This window comes from Clostridium sp. CCUG 7971 (assembly GCF_017590215.1).
Classification (GTDB): Bacteria; Bacillota; Clostridia; order Peptostreptococcales; family Peptostreptococcaceae; genus Faecalimicrobium.
Genome location: NZ_JAFFPK010000003.1, coordinates 24,321 through 44,542, shown reverse-complemented (window position 1 = coordinate 44,542; position 20,222 = coordinate 24,321). Strand labels below are relative to the sequence as shown.

Below are 20,222 nucleotides of genomic sequence, written 5' to 3'. Positions count from 1 at the left end.
AAAGAGCCCTTTTATATTGAAGTAAAAAATTTAAAAAAAGGATATGAGCACAGATGATAAAGAAAACTATATCAGCAGTATCGCTAAGTTTATTAATTTTTACATCATCAACATTAAATATTTTTGCAGATAGTAACTATAAAAAAGAGCTTATAGAAGGTAAAACGCGTGAAATATCTATGAAGCTAAATAAATCTGCATTTAAAAAAGCTGATGAAGCAATACTTATAAATGAAAAATCTTTAGTAGATGGTATTAGTGCTACACCTCTTGCTTACGCAAAGGATGCACCGATAATAACTACTGAATGGAAAAAGATAGATAAAAAGACAATAGATTATATAAAGGATTTAGGTGTAAAAAAAATCACTATAATTGGTGGTTTAAAAGCTGTGTCTAAAACTTCTGAGAAAAAATTAACTGATATGGGAATAGAAGTAGAAAGAATTAGCGGAACAAATAGATTTGAAACTGCTACGGAAATTGCTTCAGAACTTAATAAAATTAATAATGTATCAGAAATATACTTAATAAACTCTAGAGCAGGTCTTGAAAATGCATTGTCTATATATGATAAAGCAGCTAAACAAAATACTCCAATTTTATGGTTTAACGATGGAGATTTTAAAGATACTAAATTTTTTATTAGAAAATATAAAATTAAAAAGGTCTATGTTGTAGGTGACTCAGAAAAATTTGTTTATGAAGTTGAAAATAGTAAAGCTAAAATTAAAGCTGACATTGAAGTTGTAAAAGACATCAATAAATTTGATACTAATATTGATACAATAAAAGAGTTACATAAAGGCGATATAAAAAAATTATACACTGCAAGTGTTGAATATGGAAATCGTTCTAATGCATTAGAATATATATCTTTAGGAGGAGTAGCGGCTAAACAAAATATACCAATATTAATTACAAGTGATTCTTTTACTCACCCTCAAGAAAAATTCATAGAAAAATCTAATGTAGAAGAAATAATACAAGTTGGATCTGAAGTTAGTAAATATAGTATATTTAATACATTAATGAGTAAGAATTTTATATCGGCTATGATATTAATAGTATTATTAGTAATAATAGTTGTAAGAGCATTTAAATATCAATCTTAAAAAGCTTTTTTAAAAAGCTTTTTTGTGCTATTCAAAAAGTTTATTAGATAAGGAGAAAAGAACATGTCAAAAACAGCCAAAGCAGCACTTTGGATTATGGTTGCAACGATGATATCTAAAATGTTAGGTTTCTTTAGAGAAGTTGCACTTGCCGGCTTTTATGGAACGGGAACATATTCTGATGTATTTGTATTAACATTAAATATACCAGGTCTTATTATTGCAGTTGTAGGTTCGGCAATAGCTACAATATATGTACCTATATACATTGATACGAGAGAAAAACTTGGTGAAGAAGAGGCTCTTAAATTTACTAATAATATGCTAAATATTGTGGCCGTATTATCTATAGTAATTGCAATACTAGGGCTTTTATTTACTGAAGAATTTATAAGCGTATTTGCAGGAGGATTTGAAGGCGAGAAATTTACCCTTGCTGTTAACTTTACTAAAATTATGATAGTAGGAGTAATATTTTTAAGTATTAGTAAAATATTAAGTACATTTTTACAAGTTAACGAAAGTTTTACAGTACCAAGTTTAATTGGTATACCATATAATATTTTTATAATATCAGCAATTGCTATAAGTACTAAAACAAATCCTATTGTAATGGCTATAGGTGCACTTTTAGGTATGGCAAGTCAAATGTTATTTCAGCTACCATTTGCCATTAAGAGAGGTTATAAATATAAATCTTATTTAAATATAAAAGATAAAAATATAAAAAATGCGATGATTCTTATGTTACCGATGCTTATAGGTGTAGCTATAGGTCAGATAAATACAACTGTTGATAAAGCACTAGCTTCAGGTTTAGGTGATGGACCATTATCAGCTTTAAACTATGCTAGTAAATTAAATGATTTTGTTATGGCTTTATTTGTTACATCAATAGTAACTGTTATTTATCCAAAACTAGCTAAAATGACTAGTTCAGAAAATAAGGATAATTTTATAAGTACTATTGTAAAATCATCAAATTTTATTGTTTTATTAGTATTACCTATTACTGTAGGAGCGATTGTACTAGCAGAGCCAATAGTTAGGATATTATTCCAAAGAAAAGCCTTTGATGCAGAGTCAACTTATATGACATATACTGCACTAAGATTTTACTCACTTGGTTTAGTAGCTATGGGAGTTAGAGATATATTAACTAGAGTATTTTACTCTTTATCTGATACTAAAACGCCTATGATAAATGGAAGTATTGCTTTAGTAATAAATATTATCTTAAACTTAATACTTATAAAACCATTAGGGTATATAGGTATTGCAATATCTACAAGTATTGCTTCTATTATTACTATTATACTTTTATTTATATCTCTTAAAAAGAAAACAGGTTACTTTGGAGGAGATAAAATAATAATTACAGGTATTAAAAGTTTAGTAGCAGCTATTGTAATGGGAGTTGTAACAATATTTGCATATAACGGATTATATAACTTAATGGAACCTGGAAAACTAAATGATATAATTTCAGTTTCAATATCTGTTATGGTAGGGGCAGGTGTATATGGATTATTAATTATAATTTTCAAGATTGAAGAAGTAAAATTAGTATTTGATATTATAGATAAAACTAAAAATAAACTATTAAAAAGATAATTGTATAGGAAGGATAAAATTATGGATTATAAAAAGGCATATAAGGCGTGGGTAGAATCTTCTTATTTTGATGAAAATACAAAGAATGATTTATTAAGTATAGAAAATGATGAAAAAGAAATTCAAGAAAGATTTTATAAGAACTTAGAGTTTGGAACAGGTGGACTAAGAGGTATAATAGGTGCAGGTACTAATAGAATAAATATATACACAATTAGACGTGCAACTTTAGGTGTTTGTAACTACATAGAAAAAGCTATGGGTCAAACTGGGAAAGATAAAGGTGTTGTAATAGCTTATGATAGTAGAAATATGTCTAGAGAGTTTTGTATAGAGGCAGCTAAAACTTTAGCAGCTTCTGGTATTAAGGCATACATATTTGATGAATTAAGACCAACTCCACAATTATCTTTTGCAGTTAGATACTTAAACTGTGCTATGGGAATTGTAATTACAGCAAGCCATAATCCAAAAGAGTATAACGGATACAAGGTATATGGTAGTGATGGTGGACAAGTTTGTATAGATATGGCAAACGAAATAATATCTGAAGTTAATAAAATAGAAGATTACAGTACTATAAAGACTATTGATTTTGATAAAGCAGTTAATGAAAACATGATAATAACATTAGATGAAGAAGTTGATAAAGCATTTATAGATGCAGTTAAGTCTCAAATAATAGACCAAAACATAATAAATGAATACGGAAAAGATTTAAAGGTTATATTTACACCTATCCATGGAACAGGAAACAAATCTATAAGACGTGCTTTAAAAGAAGCTGGATTTGAAAATGTTAAGGTTGTTAAAGAACAAGAAAATCCAGACCCTAATTTCTCAACTGTTACTTATCCAAATCCAGAAGAAAAATCTGTATTTAATATAGCTATAGAAATGGCAAAAGAAGACAATGCAGATTTAATAATAGGAACAGATCCAGATTGCGATAGAGTAGGAGTTGTTGTTAAAAATTCAAATGGTGAGTATATAGTACTAAATGGAAATCAAGTAGGTTCACTTTTAGTTAGATACGTACTTGAAAGCTTAGTTAATAAAAATAAATTGCCTAAAAATCCTACAATAGTAAAAACTATAGTTACATCAGAACTTGGAGCAGAAATTGCAAAGCATTATGGAGTTGAAACTTTAAATACTTTAACAGGATTCAAGTTTATAGGTGAAAAAATAAATGAGTTTGAAATTAATTCAAATAATGATGATGCATCAACATTCATAATGGGATATGAAGAAAGTTATGGATATTTAATAGGAACTCATGCAAGGGATAAAGATGGTGTTGTATCAGCACTTTTAATATGTGAAATGGCATCTTACTATAAGTCAAAAGGATTAAGCTTATATGAAGGTTTAATGGATACATATGAAAAGTTTGGATATTACAAAGAAGATTTAAAATCTATAACGCTAAAAGGTATAGAAGGTATAGAAAAAATAAAAGAGATAATGAGTCATTTTAGAAATTCTAAAATGGATAAAATAGGAGATATAAAGATTAAAGATGTATTAGATTATAAAAAGGGTGTAGATGAACTACCAAAATCTGATGTACTTAAATTCTTATTAGAAGATGGTTCTTGGATAGCTGTAAGACCGTCAGGAACAGAGCCAAAGATTAAGTTCTATTTTGGAACTAATAGTGAAAACTTAGACAGTGTCAATTTAAAACTATCTAAATTAATGACTTCTATGACAGAAATAGTTGACTCTATATAGAAAATAGAAAAGAGGTAAGATTATGAAGGTATATAACGTTATAATGGCTGGCGGAGGCGGAACTCGCTTTTGGCCTTTAAGTAGACAAGAAGTTCCAAAACAACTTATTAATTTAAGTGGTGAAGATGCATTAATAAATGAAACTATAAATAGAATAGATTCACTAGCTAAAAAAGAAGATTTATTTATAGTTACTAATGAAAAGCAAGTTGATGCACTTAAAGATATAGTAAATGATAAATGTAACTTTGAAAATATATTACCAGAACCTTCTGCAAGAAACACTGCAGCAGCTATAGGATTTGCAGCTTTTAATATAATGAAAAAGCATGGAGATGGAGTAATGTGTGTATATCCTGCTGATCATTATATAAAAGATGAACAAGGTTTTGAAAATGTACTTAAAAAGGCTATAGATGTGGCTAAAGAAAATGATAAATTAGTTACAATTGGTATAACTCCTACTTTCCCATCAACTGGATATGGATATATAAATTTTGATAAGGAAAATTGTGTAGGAAATGATGCTTATGAAGTAATAGAGTTTGTTGAAAAGCCAAATTTTGAAGTAGCTAAAAGTTACGTAGCTTCTAATAAATACGTATGGAATAGTGGTATGTTTGTATGGAAAGTTTCTAAAATATTAGAAGACTTTAAAAGATATCTACCAAAAGTATATGATAAATTAGAAGAATTATCTAAGTATTTGGGAACTGAAAAAGAAGCACAAGCTATAAAAAGAATATATCCTACTATACCTTCTATATCTATAGACTATGGCGTAATGGAAAGAAGTAACGATGTTGTAGTTGTACCTGGAGATTTTGGATGGAATGATGTTGGGTCTTGGGATTCATTAGGTGCAATATATCCTACTGATAGTGAAGGAAACATTAAAAGAGGAGATTTTGTTACTATAGATACATCAAACTCTATAATATACTCTGATGATAAATTAATAGCTACAGTTGGAATAAATGACTTAATAGTAGTTTCTACTAATGATGCTGTCATGGTATGTAGAAAAGATAGAGCTCAAGATGTTAAAAAGATAGTAGATAGGTTAAAAGAAAAAGATAGACACGAATATATTTAAGGTTAGGAGATTGAATATGATACCTAAAAAAATACACTATGTATGGATAGGTGGACCAAAAGGAAACCTAGAAAATATATGTATAAATTCATGGAGAGAAAAATTACCAGACTATGAAATAATAGAATGGAATGAACACAATGTCGATATAGAAAAAGAAATAAAGGGAAATAAATTTTTAGAAGAGTGTTATAAGAGAAAACTTTGGGCATTTATATCAGACTATATAAGAGTTAAGAAGCTTTACGAAGAAGGTGGAGTTTATATGGATACAGATATGCAAATACTAAAAGATGTAACACATCTATTAGATAAAAATGAAGTTTTCTTTGGATACGAAAATGATGTATATGTTAGTTGCGGTATAATAGGAAGCTTAAAAGGACACAAATTTTTTAAAGATATGTTAGATTTTTATGAAAATGAAATTTTAGATGCGGATATATTTACTATACCAAAGATTGTAACTAAAGTACTAGAAACTAAGTATGAAAAAATAAATAAAAATTTATATACTAATGATATATATGTATATGATAAAGAATATTTTTACCCGTTCTATCATAATGAAGAATTTGAGTATTCATGTATAAAAGAAAATACTCATGGAATACACTGGTGGGGGAAGAGTTGGCTTAAGAAAAGAGATTACTTCTTAGAAACTAAACATTTAAGAGGAACAGACAAAGCTTTAAAATGTTCGAAAATATTTGTAAAAAACACCTTAATAAGTTTAAAAGGGAGAAAGTAAAATGACGAATTTATCAAAAAAGGTAAATATAAAAAAAATAGCTTTTACTACAGTCCTATTTTTTATTATCTTAAGAAAATATATGATATCATTTGTTGATCCAGATATAAATATAGGGGTAATTAAATCAGCTTTATTTTATTCTTCAATAGGAATATTAATGTTACTTTTTCTATTTGATAAGAAAAAAAGTATAACTGAAATTGTATTAGTTGGATCTTGTATATTACTTTATATATTAAATAGAGAAGGAGCTATATTATTAATTGTTTTATTAGCTGTATCAGCCAAACAAATAAATGATAAGTATATAGTTAAAAATTATTTGGTAATATCGGCATGTTTTTTAATAGGTGTTATATTATTATTTAATTTGTTCCCTTCACTGGAATTTAACCAAGAAGTTCACTACAGATATATAAAAAAATTAGATGAACTTGTTCCAAGAATGGATTTTGGACTAGGGAATCCGAATGCAGTATTTTACAATATGGTTACTATATATGCAGCATATATATTTTTAAGATATAAAAATTATAACAAATGGGATAGAGTAATTCTATTTGGATCTGCATTTTTTGTTTATCAAGCTACATATAGTAGAACAGGCTTTTTAACTATATTATCAGGATTAATATTTGTAGAAATAGTAAGACTGATAGATATAAAAAAAATAAAAGAACTACCAATTCTTATAAAGACATCACCAATAATACTTACCTTAGCAAGCACGGTTATTGGTACTGTATTTTATAAAAGTAATATAGTAAATAGGTTACTAGCAAGTAGACCTAAGTTTTGGAATGTATACTTATCTCAAGAAGGTAATTTTATGAAGCCTTTTGGAAATTCATATAGTTATGCTATAAAGTCTTCTAATCCATTAGATAGTTCTTATGTATATATAATTAGTGTACTAGGAGTAGTTGCTTGTGTATTATTTATGTATTTGATGTATAAAGGAATAGAAAGTTTTATAGAAAAAGATAAAAAAGCATATTTAGTAGTTTTATTTATATTTTTAATATACTCTTTTGCAGAAAATATACTATTAGAAGCTTCATATAGTTTTGCAATAGTATTACTAATAAAAGAAGTAATATTAAATGACAAAAGAGAGATAGACTTATGGAAAAGGAAAAGTAGGAGGTAGTAATGTTAATATCATTAATAATGCCAACGTTAAATAGATATGATGATATATACTTACTTATGGATAGTTTAGAACATCAAACTTACAAAAACTTTGAACTTATAGTAGTAGACCAAAACGATAATAACAAAGTTAAAGAGATAGTTGATAAATACGTTGATAAGTTAGATATAAAGTATATAAAAAGCGATAAAATAGGGCTAAGTTACAATAGAAACATAGGTATAGATATGGCCAAAGGGCAAGTTATAGGTTTCCCTGATGATGACTGTGTTTATGAATATGATACATTAGAAAAGGTTATAAACTTTTTCAATGAAAATAAAGAATATAAAATATATAGCTGCAAGACTATGGATTCAAATAAAGTTGATGCATTCAAGAAAATGTATGATGGAACTTGTGATATAAGTAGTTTAAATGTATTAGATACTATAACTTCAATAACTTTCTTTATTAACTTTGATGGTTCCAAATACACTAGATTTGATGAAAAGCTAGGTGTAGGAGGAGAGTTTGGATCTGGAGAAGAGATAGACTATATACTAGATTTAATAAATAAAGGATTTAGAGGGCGATATTTTGGTGATGACATAATTTATCATCCAGCAAAGAAGCACTCTAAATCAAAAGAAAAATACCAAAGAGATTTCAACTATGGTAGAGGGTTTGGTGCATTGTGTAAAAAGCAAATAGTATACAGAAAAGACTATAAATTTTTAAAAGTAATGACATCTAAATTAGTAAGAAATGTAGGCGGATTTGTTCTAAGTTCAAATAGAGACTATCATAGTGCTACTATAAAAGGTAGATTAAATGGATTTAGACAGTATAAGAAATAGTGAGGAAAATACTTTATGGATAAGATTAAATTTTTGATAAATATGGTAGTTGCATTTATATTATATCCATTTAATAAAAATAAGTTTAAGGGTAAAAATATTTGGCTTATAGGTGGACATGCAGGAGATATATACAATGACAACTCAAAATTCTTTTATGAATATATGTTAAAAAATCACAAAGATGTAGACATATATTGGGTTATAAATAAAGAAAGTAAGGTATTTGATAAAATACCAGGAAAGAAATTAATAAGAGGAAGTGTGAAAAATTATTTACACTATTATAATGCAAAAGCTATAGTATTTTCTCATGCACCTTCAGCAGATATAGCACCATATAATTTTGTTATTCCAGTACTTAATGCCTTCCACAAAAATACAGTTAAAGTTTACTTAAATCATGGTACAATAAGCTTTAAGAAGAGAAAGCCTATGGATGGTAGATTAAAAAATATTATAGATAATCTTTTAAAAAGCTACAATGTAGTAACTGCAAGTTCTGAGTTTGAAGAAAATGTTATGGTTAATGAATGGGGTATGGATAAAGATAATGTATGTATAGTAGGAAATGCTAGATATGATAATCTTCCAACTAATGAAAATGCTCAAACTAGAGATATATTATATACTCCAACTTGGAGAGACTGGATAAAGTTTGATGGTGAAAACTTTACAAAAAGTGATTACTTTATAAATATAATGAACTTTTTAAATGATGAAAAGTTAAATAAAATTTTAGAAGAAAAAGATGTTAATATAAAGTTTTACCTACATCATCTTATGCACGAATTTATAGATGATATAAGAGAAAATATAACTGGAAAAAGAATTATATTTTTAGATAAGGGTGTAACTTTAGCTGATGAAATAAGAAAATCATCTGCAAACATAACTGATTACTCAAGCGTAGCTATAGATTTTTTATATATGAATAGACCAATACTTTTTTATCAATTTGATATAGATGAGTATAAAGAAAAAATAGATTCATATATAGATTTAGATAATGAAATGTTTGGTTCTCTAGCTTATACTAAGGATGATGCTGTAAATAAGCTTATAGAAATTATTGATAATGATTTTGAAATTCTAGAAAGTCAAAAAAATGAAAGAAATAAGTTTTTCAGATACAATGATAATAAGAACTGTGATAGAATATACAGCGCGATAGTAAATAAAATTAATAAATAATATAAATGATGAGGAAGATAATATGAAGAAGAACTTAGTATCTATAATTACTCCCATGTATAATTCTGAAAAATTTATCGAAAAAACCATAGAATCAGTACTAAATCAAACATATGAAAATTGGGAAATGCTAATAGTTGATGACTGTTCAACTGACAATAGTTCAGACATAGCAAAATCTTATGCACAAAATGATAGTAGGATAAAATATATAAGGACTAAGAATAATCAAGGTGTTTCACATGCTCGTAATATTGCGCTAAAAAATGCAGAGGGACAATTTTTAGCCTTTTTAGATAGTGATGATATATGGAATAAAGATAAACTTAAAAAGCAAATAAGCTTTATGGATAAAAATAATTATGCAATAACCTTTACTGCATACGAGCTTATAGATGAAAATAATGATCGATTAGATAAAGTAATAAACGTTCCTAAAAGTGTTGATTATAGCACTTTGTTAAAAGGAAATGTATTAGGATGCCTTACAGTAATAATAGACAAATCAAAGTTGAACTTTGAAATCCAAATGAGTGGTGTAAGACATGAAGATTATGTATTATGGTTAGCTATATTAAAGAGTGGTCATATGGCTCATGGTTTAAATGATGTTTTAGCTTTATATAGAAAGTCTAGTACTTCTCTTAGTGGAAATAAGATAAAATCTGCTATGTGGACATGGAATATATACAGAAAGGTTGAAAAAATACCACTTCATAAATCTATATATTACTTTATAAACTATGGCATTAATGGAATCAAAAAAAGCTAGTAGGAAAGGACGACTTAATTAATGTATAAATATAGATTTACTATATTTACTCCAACATACAATAGAGGTTATATATTAACTAAATTATATAACGATTTAAAAAATCAAACATTCAAAGATTTTGAGTGGTTAATTGTAGATGATGGAAGTACTGATAATAGTGAAGAATTGATAAATAAATTTAAAACTGAAAATATATTAAATATAAATTATATAAAAAAGGAAAATGGTGGTAAGCACACTGCTATAAATACTGGAGTTAAAAATGCATGTGGAGAATTATTTTTTATTGTCGATAGTGATGATGGGCTTGTAAATGATTCGCTGCAAGTTATAGTTGATGAATGGAATAGTATTGAAGATAAAACTAACTTAAGTGGAGTAGTAGGACTTTGTGAACATACAAATGGTGAGATAGTAGGAACTAAGATGCCTGAAGAACATCAAATTTGCCACTTTGCAGACTTATACTTTAAATATAATGTAAAAGGCGATAAAAGTTTAGTACTTTTAACTGATGTAATAAAAAAGTATCCTTTTCCAGAACGAAAAGAAGTAAATTTTTTGCCTGAGAGTGTAGTATGGCATGAAATATCAAAAGACTATAAGGTCAAATGTATAAACAAAACAATGATAATAAGAGATTATTTAGATGATGGATTAACTCAAAATATTATGAGCAAAAGTTCTTTAAAAGGAAGAGCCTTAGAATTTTTATACTTAATAAACCAAAATACTTACCAAATAAGTAAGTATCCATATATGTGGTTAAAAAACTATATAAATTTAGCTAGATATTCATTGTTATCAGAAAGTAGCTACTTTAAAGAGATAAATAAATTATTTGATAAATGTATGTATATAATGTTATTCCCATTAGGATACTTAAAATTTGCTAAATCAAAGAAACTAATAGCTAAATAAACTTAATCAGTATAGTAGTATCATAAATGCTATACAAGGGAGAGTACAAATTATGAATGAACATTTAGTATCGATAATTACTCCTGTATATAATGCAGAAAAATTTTTATCGGACACGATAGAATCAATAAAAAATCAATCATATAAAAATTGGGAACTTTTATTAGTAGATGACTGCTCAAATGACAACTCATCAAGTATAATAAAAGAATTTCAAAAAAATGATGATAGAATAAAATATATAAAGCTTGAAAAAAACTCCGGTGCATCTGTAAGTAGAAATACAGGTATCAAAAATGCAAAAGGTAGATTTATAGCTTTCGTTGATAGTGATGATTTATGGGAACCAAATAAACTAGAAGTTCAAGTGAATTATATGCTAAAAGAAAACAGAGGATTTACATTTACATCATATAGATATATGAGAGAGGATGGAGCAAAAACTAATAAAATAGCTAAGGCCCCATATAAGATAAACTATGAAGGTTTACTTAAAAATACTATAATAGGATGTTCTACAGTAGTTGTAGATAGAGATATTGTTGGAGATTTTGATATGCCTTTAGTTAGAAGAGGACAAGATACTGCAACATGGTTAAAGTTACTTAGAAAAGAAAAATATGCCTACGGAATAGAACAAGATTTAGTTAATTATAGATTAGTAGGAGACTCCTTATCTAGTAATAAAATAAAAGCATTAAAAAGAACTTGGAATACATATAGAAATGTAGAAAATTTAGGAATAGTAAAAAGTTCATATGTATTTTGTTTTTATGTATTTAATGCAATAAAGAAAAGAATGTAGTTTTACGAATATGAAGCATACTCGTTGGCGAAAGTTTATCGCCCACACAGTGGCTTAAAACGAATGAATATGAGTTTTTGGAGGAGATAGGCATGAAAATTGCTATAGCTGGAACGGGATATGTAGGCCTAGTAACAGGGGTGTGTTTGGCTGAAGTAGGAAATCCCAATGTAGTATGTGTTGATATAGATGAAAAAAAATCGAACGTATGAAATCGGGAATATCGCCTATATATGAAGAAGGTTTAGAGGAGCTTATGATTAAAAATTATGAGCTTGGTAAAATAGACTATACAACAAATTATAAAAGTGCTTATGAAGATGCAGATGTTATAATGATAGCGGTTGGAACCCCTGAAAGAAGTGATGGTTCAGCTAATTTAGATTATATAAAGCAAGTAGCTAAACAAGTAGCACAAACTATAACTAAAGATACTTTAGTAGTAATTAAATCAACTGTACCTATTGGAACTAATGATGAAATTGAAAAATATATAAGAAAAAATTTAGTACATAATGTAGTAGTTGAACTTGCATCAAATCCAGAGTTTTTATCACAAGGAACTGCTGTAAAAGACACTTTATATGCATCTAGAATAGTAATAGGTGTTGAAAGTGAATGGGCAAAAGATATATTAGAAGAAATATATGCACCATTTAATCAACCAATAGTGGTTACTAATAGAAATAGTGCAGAAATGATAAAGTATGCATCAAACGATTTTTTAGCCCTTAAAATATCTTTTATGAATGATATAGCGAATCTTTGTGAAATAGTAGGAGCAAATATCGAAGATGTAGCTAAAGGAATGAGCTATGATGATAGAATAGGAGATAAGTTCTTAAAAGCAGGTATTGGATATGGAGGATCATGTTTTCCTAAAGATACAAAAGCTCTTCATTGGTTATCGAACTACAATGGATATGAACTTAAAACTGTAAAAGCTGCAATAGAAGTAAATGAGGCTCAAAAACTTAAATTAGTAAGACAAGCATCTAAGCTAATTGATAGCTTTAATGGAGTAAAAGTAGCAATACTAGGACTTACCTTTAAGCCAGGAACTGACGATTTAAGAGAAGCACCTTCTATACCTAATATTAAGTATTTAATAGAAAGAGGAGCTAATGTAGTAGCATATGATCCTATAGGTATAGAAAATACTAAAAAGATTTTTAAAGATACTATATCTTATACAGAAAGCATAGATGAAGCAATAGAAGGTGCTGAAATTTGCTTTATAATGACAGAATGGAAAGACATAGTAGATTATGACTTATCTAAATATAAGGATAAAATGAAAAGAGCGTTATTATTTGATGGAAGAAACTGCTATAGATTAGATAAAATGAAAAATTTAGGAATTGAATATTATTCTATAGGTAGATAATAATGATTTAAAATAAAGCTTAGTTAATAAAACTTAAACTTATTAGCTAAGCTTTATTTATTAAATAATAAAAGTAGAATAAGTTTAAATGTAAGATAATACAGCATGTTAATGAGTTACAAAAAAGTAACATATTTTGAATATTCGCATATAATAATTTTATTTAAATTTAGTCTTGAAATTATATAATATGATTAAAATATTGAAAAAAATGTAAAAATATACTAAAATTATATTATCTAGAATTTTAAGGGGGGAATTATGGGAATAAAAAAGAGGCAATTTACTAAAAATGTATTACCTAAAGTAATTACTATAACAATGCTTTCAAGTTTTATTTATATAGGGCAAAATTTAGAAACATCTTATGCACTTCCTAAAGAAACTGTTTTATCACAGTCTTATACAAGATCTAACACTCAAACAGGTAAAATCAAGCCATGTGACTATTTAAATATTAGAAGTGGAGCAAGTACCAAACATTCTATTGTAGGAAAAGCGTACACTAATGAAACTGTAAATATATTAGAGAAAGGTAGCAATGGATGGTATAAAGTAAAGCTATCAAATGGAGTAGTAGGATGGGCTAGTGGTTCATACATAAATATTCAAAATTCTAATACAACTATCAATACTAATACAAACATATCTAAAGTAGATAAGACTATAGATATAGCAAAAAAACAAATGGGCAAACCGTATAAATGGGGAGCTGGAGGACCTAGTGCATTTGATTGTTCAGGACTTACTTCATATGCATATAAAAATGGAGCAAATGTAAAGTTACCAAGATCGTCAAGAGAGCAAGCTAAAGTTGGCAAGTCAGTTAGTAAAAAAGACTTAAAAGCTGGAGACTTACTATTCTTCTCATCTGCAGGAAATGGTATAAATCACGTGGGTATTTATATAGGAGATTCTAAGATGGTACACTCTCCAAGACCTGGTGAAAATGTTAAAATCGATAAGATTAACTCAGGATACTATTCAAGAACATATGTAAGCGCAAAACGTATATTATAATATATGAAGCAGTAGATTTATTATCTACTGCTTTTTATATTTTATTAATTTCAAATTGTATCAAATATTTATCAACTTTTATCATTTGACTAGAATATTTTGTTTATGTATACTCTATATTGTAACACTTTGTAGAAAATATAAGAAATTTGATGGGGGGAAGCAATGAGGAAATTAAAAATATTAATGTTATCGCTAGTTATGATATTTACAGCACTTAGTTTAGATACATTTGCAGCGAGCAATGAAGAGATGAGAGCTGCTTGGGTATCTACAGTTTACAATATGGACTGGCCTAAGACAAAGAACAATCAAACTCAGCAAAAGAAAGAGTATACAGATTTATTAGATAAGTTAAAGAGTACGGGAATAAATGCAGTAGTAGTGCAAGTAAGACCAAAGGCAGATGCCTTATACCAATCAAGTATAAATCCATGGTCAGATGTATTAACTGGAACGCAAGGCAAAAATCCAGGATATGATCCATTACCATTTCTAATAGATGAAGCTCATAAAAGAGGTATGGAGTTTCATGCATGGTTTAATCCATATAGAATAACAACATCAGGTACTGACACAAGTAAATTAGCTTCAAACCATCCAGCAAGATTAAATCCAGGTTGGGTATTAAACAATGGAAAATCATTAATATACAATCCAGGATTACCAGAAGTTAGAAAACATGTAGTAGACACTGTATCTGAAGTAGTAAGAAAGTATAATGTAGATGGAGTACATTTTGATGACTATTTCTATACAGGTGGAATAAACGATGATGATGCATATAATAAATATGGAAATGGAAAAGATAGAGGTGACTGGAGAAGAGAAAATGTAAATACTTTATTAAGAGAAGTTAAGTCATCTATTAAAAGTATAAAGTCAAATGTAAGGTTTGGAGTTAGTCCAAGAGGTATATGGAGAAATAAAGGAAATGATTCAACAGGTTCAGATACTAGTGGAGCTGAAAGTTACTCATATGATTATGCAGATACAAGAGCTTGGATAAGACAAGGTTTAGTTGATTATATTACTCCTCAGGTATATTGGCCAATAGGAACAAAAGCTGCTGATTATTCAAAGTTAATTCCTTGGTGGGCTAATGAAGTAAAAGGAACCAATGTTGATTTATACATAGGGCAAGGAGTATATAAGCAAGGAGAAGCAAGTAACTCTAACCAAAACATAGCGGCAGAAATAAAAGATCAAATAAATTTAAATAGAAAATATAGTGAAGTAAAAGGTAGTATATATTTCTCAGCAAGAGATATTATAAGAAATACTAAACTACAAGAAGATATGAAAAATTTATACATAAATAATCCAATACCTTCTGTTCCAGTTAAAAAACTTGAAGGAGAAAGAAGATTTGATACAGCAGTTAAAATAAGTAAAGAAGGGTGGAATGATGGTTCAGATACTGTAGTTCTTACAAGTGCATACTCTTTAGTTGATGGGGTAACTGCAACACCACTTGCAACTACTAAAAATGCACCAATATTACTAGTAGATAAGAACAATGTACATGAATCTACTAAAGCTGAACTACTTAGATTAAAGCCTAATAATATAATAGTAATAGGCGGAAATGCTGTAGTTAATAATAATATAGTAAGTGAAGTTAAAAGTACACTCCCAAGTGCTAATGTAAATAGAGTAGGTGGATTAAATAGATATGAAACATCACTTAATGTAGCTAAAGAAATAAGTAAAACTCAGGATATAAACAAAGTATACATAGCTGGTGGAATAGGAGAAGCTGATGCATTATCAATTGCTTCTAAAGCTGGTGAAGATAAGCAACCAATAATATTATCAAATAAAGATAGTTTAAATAATGACACTTATGAATGGTTAAAAAGTAATCACTTACAAGATGCTTACTTTATAGGTGGAGAAACAGTTTTAGGAAATTCTGTTGTAAATAAAATAAACTCTATAACTACTAACAATATAGTAAACAATAGAATTTATGGACAAAATAGATATGAAACTAATGCTAAAGTAATGCAAAAATTCTATACAAATAATAATTATAATTCAGTACTTGTAACAAAAGGTGATATATTAGTAGATGCATTAGCTGCCGGACCTTTAGCATCAAAACTTAAATCTCCAATAGTATTAGGAGGAAATAGCATTAATTCAACTCAAAAGACAGTTTTAGAACCAAGATCTACTAACTTAGTATATCAAGTTGGTGGAGGCATTAACCAAAATACATTTAATAGTATTTTAAACTTATTAAAATAGTTTATAATTAAAAAAGGTATGAAATTAGAAGTTAAATTCTATTTCATACCTTTTAATATTTATTTTAATTTTTCATTGTCTTTAGGCATTATGTTTTTAAATATAAAATCGTGAAGTATGTCTAGTGTATCTGGTTTAAATTGTAAAACCCAACCAGCTTTTCCTAATATTCCACCTTTACTATGAACATCATCATCAATAGGGAATTCCATTTGTTTTATACTAAGGTCTCCTATACTTAAAACTTTTCCACCAAGAGCAAGTATTTGAGTTGGTTTCATGTTAGTTTTAACATATGGAAGTATTGTATCAACTAAATTAGGATATTTAGTAATAGGTAAATCATTAACTCCACTTATTAAACCTTCAATAACTTCTCTTTGTCTTCTATCTCTTTCCATTGCAGTATCATTTTTTCTAATACGAGAGAATGCTAAAGTTTGATATCCATTTAAAGTTTGTTTTCCAGCGCTATTTACATATTCTATAGAACCTTTGTCAGAACTTTCATTCCAAGCATATGTCTCAGGTATAAATTTGTTTAACTCTTTTAATTCATCTTTCTTAACTTCGACGCTAACTCCGCCTAATGCATCAACTATATCCATGAAAGAGAAAAAGTCAACTACAGCATAGTTTTGTATATCTAAATCAAAGTTTTTTTCTATAGTTTCAGTTAATAAGTTTATTCCTCCATATACGTAGGCATGAGTAAGTTTTTGCTTTCCATGTCCTGGTATATCAACATAAGAATCACGGGCTAATGATGTAAGCTTAAGACTTTTGTTTTTATTGTCTACAGTAAGTATCATCATAGCATCAGATCTTGAATTTTTTTCTCCAGGTCTACCATCTGTTCCAGCTAATAATATGTTAGTTATGCCCTTCTCATTTTTAAAGTTTAAATTATCTAATATAGATTGATCTGCACTAGAGTCATGTATAGAATTTAATTTAAAATAAACATATCCAAAAGCGGCAGCAGGGAAGGCTAATACTAAAACGATTAAAAGTATAACAAGCCTTTTTAACCCTTTATTGCTTTTTTTCGACAAATTAATCCCTTCTTTCTTGTTTTTTTTCAATGATATACATTTTATTATATTAAAATATACAAATATATTCAATAGAATATGTATTACAAAAAAAATACAATGAATATATAACAAAAACTTTGCACTATTCATATTAAATAATATACACAAAATTGAATTTAGTGATGTATCTAAAATAACATTAACTATGAATAGGAGGATGCTTATGCTATCCATAAATAAATATGTGATAGAAGATGAAGGTAAATTGGTTAGGTACAACATAAACTATCCAGTTATTAAACATGAAGAAAATAATATTATTAAACATATAAATCAAGCAATATATGAAGATATAAAAGCTTTTAAAGACATAATGCGCTATGAAATAGATAATTGTATGTTTAGAATTAGCGATCATATATTTCATGCAGTTACTGAATATAGAGTAACTTTTAATCAAAATAATATTATTAGTATACCTATAGAATTCTCACAATTAATAGGATTATACGATATAACTTATGTAAATTCTTATAATTATGATATAAGTTTAGAAAAAGAAATTAAATTAAGAGATATATTTAAACAAGATGTTAATTATATAGATTTAATTAATAATAAAATATTAGAGATTATTGAAAATACAGAAGAAATTTGTGAAAGTATAGATGATAATGAAATTGTTTATAGCTATGAAAATGATGGTGAATCACTCTATAGCTATGATGATTTTTTAGGTATCGATAATAATCAAGTATTTTATATTGAAGAAGACGGAATTACAGTTTCATTTTCTAGTTATGAAATGAGTAAAAGGTGTTCTTATTTTACAGAATTTAAAATTTTATTTGAAGAATACAAAGATTATTTAAGTGAATATACAATAAATAATATATGCAAAACAAATTAATTTAAGAGGGGGGATATATATGAAAGAATTACAAAGGTATGATAGAGAAAAAGCAGTAGATTATGCTCAAAGATGGGCATTATCACATAATCCAGCATATGCAAATTACGAAAACTATGGTGGAGACTGTACTAATTTTATATCTCAGGCTATAAAAGCTGGAAACATACCATTTGATAATGATGGAACTGATGTGCTAAAAAAATGGTACTGGTATAGTGAATATTCAAGGACACCTACATGGACAGCAGCAGAACCATTTTACAAATATATAATAGGAAATAACAATGAAAATACTCAAAACTTTGGTATATATGCAAGGCTAGCTAATTATAATGAGCTTGAGCTAGGAGATATAGTTCAGCTTGTATATGAAGGCAGAGCATATCATACTATGATAGTTACAGATATAATTTTAGAAGGAGAGTATTTAATTGATTATCTTATAAGTCAACACACATATGATTTACTTAATTACCCATTAAGTTTAAAAGAAGGAGAAAGAAGATATATAAAAATATTAGGATATTATAATTGGTAAAACTCGCGTTGCTCGTGTCGCCCACACGTGGCTCAAAGATTCGCTTCGCTCATGTCGCCAACGATATGACACTTGAGCAATGTATTGGCGAGTTATTTCGACTTCGCTCGATCACATCCGTTGCTCAAAATTAACTTTTAAAGGCTATTAATTAAACATTTAATTAATAGCCTTTCTCAATTTTAGCTAAAATAATTAAAATAGTATATAATAAGGGAGAGCAAAATTTAAACTAACAAAAATCAGGAGTGAAAATCATGATAAAATTAATAGCCACAGATATGGATGGAACTTTATTAAATGATAAAAATGAAATAAGCAAAGATTTTTATAAAGTGTTTGAAGAATTAAAAAAGAAAGATGTAATATTTGCAGCTGCAAGTGGAAGACAATATTATAATCTATTAAAAAGATTTGAAGATGTAGCTGATGATATGATGTTTATCGCTGAAAATGGAACTTTCGTAATGTATAAAGGAGAAGAATTGTTACTAAATGCGTTAGATAAAGAAGTAGCAAGAGAACTTATAAAAATAGGAAGAACCATAGAAGGTGCATATGTTATATTATGTGGTAAAAAATCGGCATATATAGAAAGTACTGATGAAAGGTTTATAGAAGAGACAGAAAAGTATTATGAAGAATATAAAATCGTAGATGATTTAACTAAAGTAGAAGATGATATATTAAAAATAGCAATATGTGATTTTTTAGGTTCTGAAACCAATAGTCATAATTATTACAAAGATTATAGAGGTAAATTACAAGTAAGTATTTCTGGAGCTATTTGGTTAGATATAATGGCAAAAGGAGTAAATAAAGGAGTAGCTATAAATAAACTTCAAGAACTGTTAAATATAGCACATGAAGAAACAATGGTATTTGGAGATTATTTAAATGACTTAGAAATGATGGGAAGTGCATATCATAGTTATGCTATGGAGAATGCTCATGATGACTTAAAGAAAGTAGCAAGATTTAGAGCTAAGAGAAATACTGAAGATGGAGTAATAGATAAAATAAGAGAAGTATTTGAATTATCATTATAATGAAAAGAACCTACTTTATACT

17 protein-coding genes and 1 pseudogene are annotated in these 20,222 nt (G+C 27.7%); 17 read left to right on the top strand and 1 reads right to left on the bottom strand.

The features are described 5' to 3' along the window. Positions 1-53 precede the first annotated feature (53 nt). From JWF52_RS00575 to JWF52_RS00510, 14 genes and pseudogenes are all read left to right on the top strand, one after another. Positions 54-1,115 (top strand): cell wall-binding repeat-containing protein, encoded by a 1,062-nt coding sequence (locus JWF52_RS00575; RefSeq protein WP_208331433.1) that lies wholly within the window; start codon positions 54-56, stop codon positions 1,113-1,115. 63 nt (positions 1,116-1,178) lie between these two features. After that, entirely contained in the window at positions 1,179-2,729 is a 1,551-nt protein-coding gene (gene murJ, locus JWF52_RS00570) for a murein biosynthesis integral membrane protein MurJ (protein ID WP_208331432.1), read from the top strand. Between the two features lie 21 nt (positions 2,730-2,750). Next, complete coding sequence (locus tag JWF52_RS00565; protein ID WP_208331431.1) at positions 2,751-4,466, top strand: phospho-sugar mutase; 1,716 nt, start codon at positions 2,751-2,753, stop codon at positions 4,464-4,466. A 22-nt stretch (positions 4,467-4,488) separates the two neighbouring features. Next, positions 4,489-5,562, top strand: a complete 1,074-nt coding sequence (locus JWF52_RS00560; protein WP_208331430.1) for a mannose-1-phosphate guanylyltransferase — start codon at positions 4,489-4,491, stop codon at positions 5,560-5,562. A gap of 16 nt (positions 5,563-5,578) precedes the next feature. After that, positions 5,579-6,313: a glycosyltransferase family 32 protein gene (locus JWF52_RS00555; protein ID WP_208331429.1), complete on the top strand. Its 735-nt coding sequence runs from the start codon at positions 5,579-5,581 to the stop codon at positions 6,311-6,313. A 1-nt stretch (position 6,314) separates the two neighbouring features. Further along, on the top strand, positions 6,315-7,466 hold the full coding sequence (locus tag JWF52_RS00550) for a polysaccharide polymerase (protein ID WP_208331428.1): 1,152 nt from the start codon (positions 6,315-6,317) through the stop codon (positions 7,464-7,466). A 2-nt stretch (positions 7,467-7,468) separates the two neighbouring features. Then, on the top strand, positions 7,469-8,308 hold the full coding sequence (locus JWF52_RS00545; RefSeq protein WP_208331427.1) for a glycosyltransferase family 2 protein: 840 nt from the start codon (positions 7,469-7,471) through the stop codon (positions 8,306-8,308). 15 nt (positions 8,309-8,323) lie between these two features. Next, a complete protein-coding gene (locus JWF52_RS00540) occupies positions 8,324-9,502 on the top strand; it encodes a CDP-glycerol glycerophosphotransferase family protein (protein WP_208331426.1) in 1,179 nt (392 codons plus the stop codon). Positions 9,503-9,524: 22 nt separating this feature from the next. After that, positions 9,525-10,274, top strand: a complete 750-nt coding sequence (locus tag JWF52_RS00535) for a glycosyltransferase family 2 protein (protein ID WP_208331425.1) — start codon at positions 9,525-9,527, stop codon at positions 10,272-10,274. 21 nt (positions 10,275-10,295) lie between these two features. Further along, positions 10,296-11,198 carry a glycosyltransferase family 2 protein gene (locus JWF52_RS00530; RefSeq protein ID WP_208331424.1) on the top strand — a complete coding sequence of 301 codons (903 nt, stop codon included), beginning with the start codon at positions 10,296-10,298 and terminating at the stop codon, positions 11,196-11,198. Between the two features lie 52 nt (positions 11,199-11,250). Further along, entirely contained in the window at positions 11,251-12,003 is a 753-nt protein-coding gene (locus JWF52_RS00525; RefSeq protein WP_208331423.1) for a glycosyltransferase family 2 protein, read from the top strand. Between the two features lie 92 nt (positions 12,004-12,095). Then, positions 12,096-13,390, top strand: a pseudogene (locus JWF52_RS00520) (UDP-glucose dehydrogenase family protein). Positions 13,391-13,651: 261 nt separating this feature from the next. Continuing rightward, a complete protein-coding gene (locus tag JWF52_RS00515; RefSeq protein WP_208331422.1) occupies positions 13,652-14,410 on the top strand; it encodes a C40 family peptidase in 759 nt (252 codons plus the stop codon). A gap of 165 nt (positions 14,411-14,575) precedes the next feature. Beyond that, positions 14,576-16,663 carry a family 10 glycosylhydrolase gene (locus tag JWF52_RS00510; RefSeq protein ID WP_208331421.1) on the top strand — a complete coding sequence of 696 codons (2,088 nt, stop codon included), beginning with the start codon at positions 14,576-14,578 and terminating at the stop codon, positions 16,661-16,663. 59 nt (positions 16,664-16,722) lie between these two features. Here JWF52_RS00510 and JWF52_RS00505 read toward each other — a convergent pair whose 3' ends face one another. After that, a complete protein-coding gene (locus JWF52_RS00505) occupies positions 16,723-17,718 on the bottom strand; it encodes an LCP family protein (RefSeq protein WP_286183925.1) in 996 nt (331 codons plus the stop codon). A gap of 205 nt (positions 17,719-17,923) precedes the next feature. Between JWF52_RS00505 and JWF52_RS00500 the strand changes: the two genes are divergently transcribed. The 3 genes from JWF52_RS00500 (at position 17,924) to JWF52_RS00490 (ending at position 20,200) form a co-directional block, all read left to right on the top strand. Continuing rightward, positions 17,924-18,610, top strand: coding sequence for a DUF3298 and DUF4163 domain-containing protein (locus JWF52_RS00500; protein WP_208331419.1), 687 nt, complete (start codon positions 17,924-17,926; stop codon positions 18,608-18,610). A gap of 19 nt (positions 18,611-18,629) precedes the next feature. Further along, positions 18,630-19,151 (top strand): amidase domain-containing protein, encoded by a 522-nt coding sequence (locus JWF52_RS00495; RefSeq protein ID WP_208331418.1) that lies wholly within the window; start codon positions 18,630-18,632, stop codon positions 19,149-19,151. 257 nt (positions 19,152-19,408) lie between these two features. Continuing rightward, positions 19,409-20,200, top strand: a complete 792-nt coding sequence (locus JWF52_RS00490) for an HAD family hydrolase (protein WP_208331417.1) — start codon at positions 19,409-19,411, stop codon at positions 20,198-20,200. Positions 20,201-20,222 lie beyond the last annotated feature (22 nt).

Bases quoted from the DNA above. Each gene is read 5' to 3' on its own strand.
- JWF52_RS00575 (WP_208331433.1), top strand. From the start codon at position 54: ATGATAAAGAAAACTATATCAGCAGTATCGCTAAGTTTATTAATTTTT.
- murJ (WP_208331432.1), top strand. From the start codon at position 1,179: ATGTCAAAAACAGCCAAAGCAGCACTTTGGATTATGGTTGCAACGATG.
- JWF52_RS00565 (WP_208331431.1), top strand. From the start codon at position 2,751: ATGGATTATAAAAAGGCATATAAGGCGTGGGTAGAATCTTCTTATTTT.
- JWF52_RS00560 (WP_208331430.1), top strand. From the start codon at position 4,489: ATGAAGGTATATAACGTTATAATGGCTGGCGGAGGCGGAACTCGCTTT.
- JWF52_RS00555 (WP_208331429.1), top strand. From the start codon at position 5,579: ATGATACCTAAAAAAATACACTATGTATGGATAGGTGGACCAAAAGGA.
- JWF52_RS00550 (WP_208331428.1), top strand. From the start codon at position 6,315: ATGACGAATTTATCAAAAAAGGTAAATATAAAAAAAATAGCTTTTACT.
- JWF52_RS00545 (WP_208331427.1), top strand. From the start codon at position 7,469: ATGTTAATATCATTAATAATGCCAACGTTAAATAGATATGATGATATA.
- JWF52_RS00540 (WP_208331426.1), top strand. From the start codon at position 8,324: ATGGATAAGATTAAATTTTTGATAAATATGGTAGTTGCATTTATATTA.
- JWF52_RS00535 (WP_208331425.1), top strand. From the start codon at position 9,525: ATGAAGAAGAACTTAGTATCTATAATTACTCCCATGTATAATTCTGAA.
- JWF52_RS00530 (WP_208331424.1), top strand. From the start codon at position 10,296: ATGTATAAATATAGATTTACTATATTTACTCCAACATACAATAGAGGT.
- JWF52_RS00525 (WP_208331423.1), top strand. From the start codon at position 11,251: ATGAATGAACATTTAGTATCGATAATTACTCCTGTATATAATGCAGAA.
- JWF52_RS00515 (WP_208331422.1), top strand. From the start codon at position 13,652: ATGGGAATAAAAAAGAGGCAATTTACTAAAAATGTATTACCTAAAGTA.
- JWF52_RS00510 (WP_208331421.1), top strand. From the start codon at position 14,576: ATGAGGAAATTAAAAATATTAATGTTATCGCTAGTTATGATATTTACA.
- JWF52_RS00500 (WP_208331419.1), top strand. From the start codon at position 17,924: ATGCTATCCATAAATAAATATGTGATAGAAGATGAAGGTAAATTGGTT.
- JWF52_RS00495 (WP_208331418.1), top strand. From the start codon at position 18,630: ATGAAAGAATTACAAAGGTATGATAGAGAAAAAGCAGTAGATTATGCT.
- JWF52_RS00490 (WP_208331417.1), top strand. From the start codon at position 19,409: ATGATAAAATTAATAGCCACAGATATGGATGGAACTTTATTAAATGAT.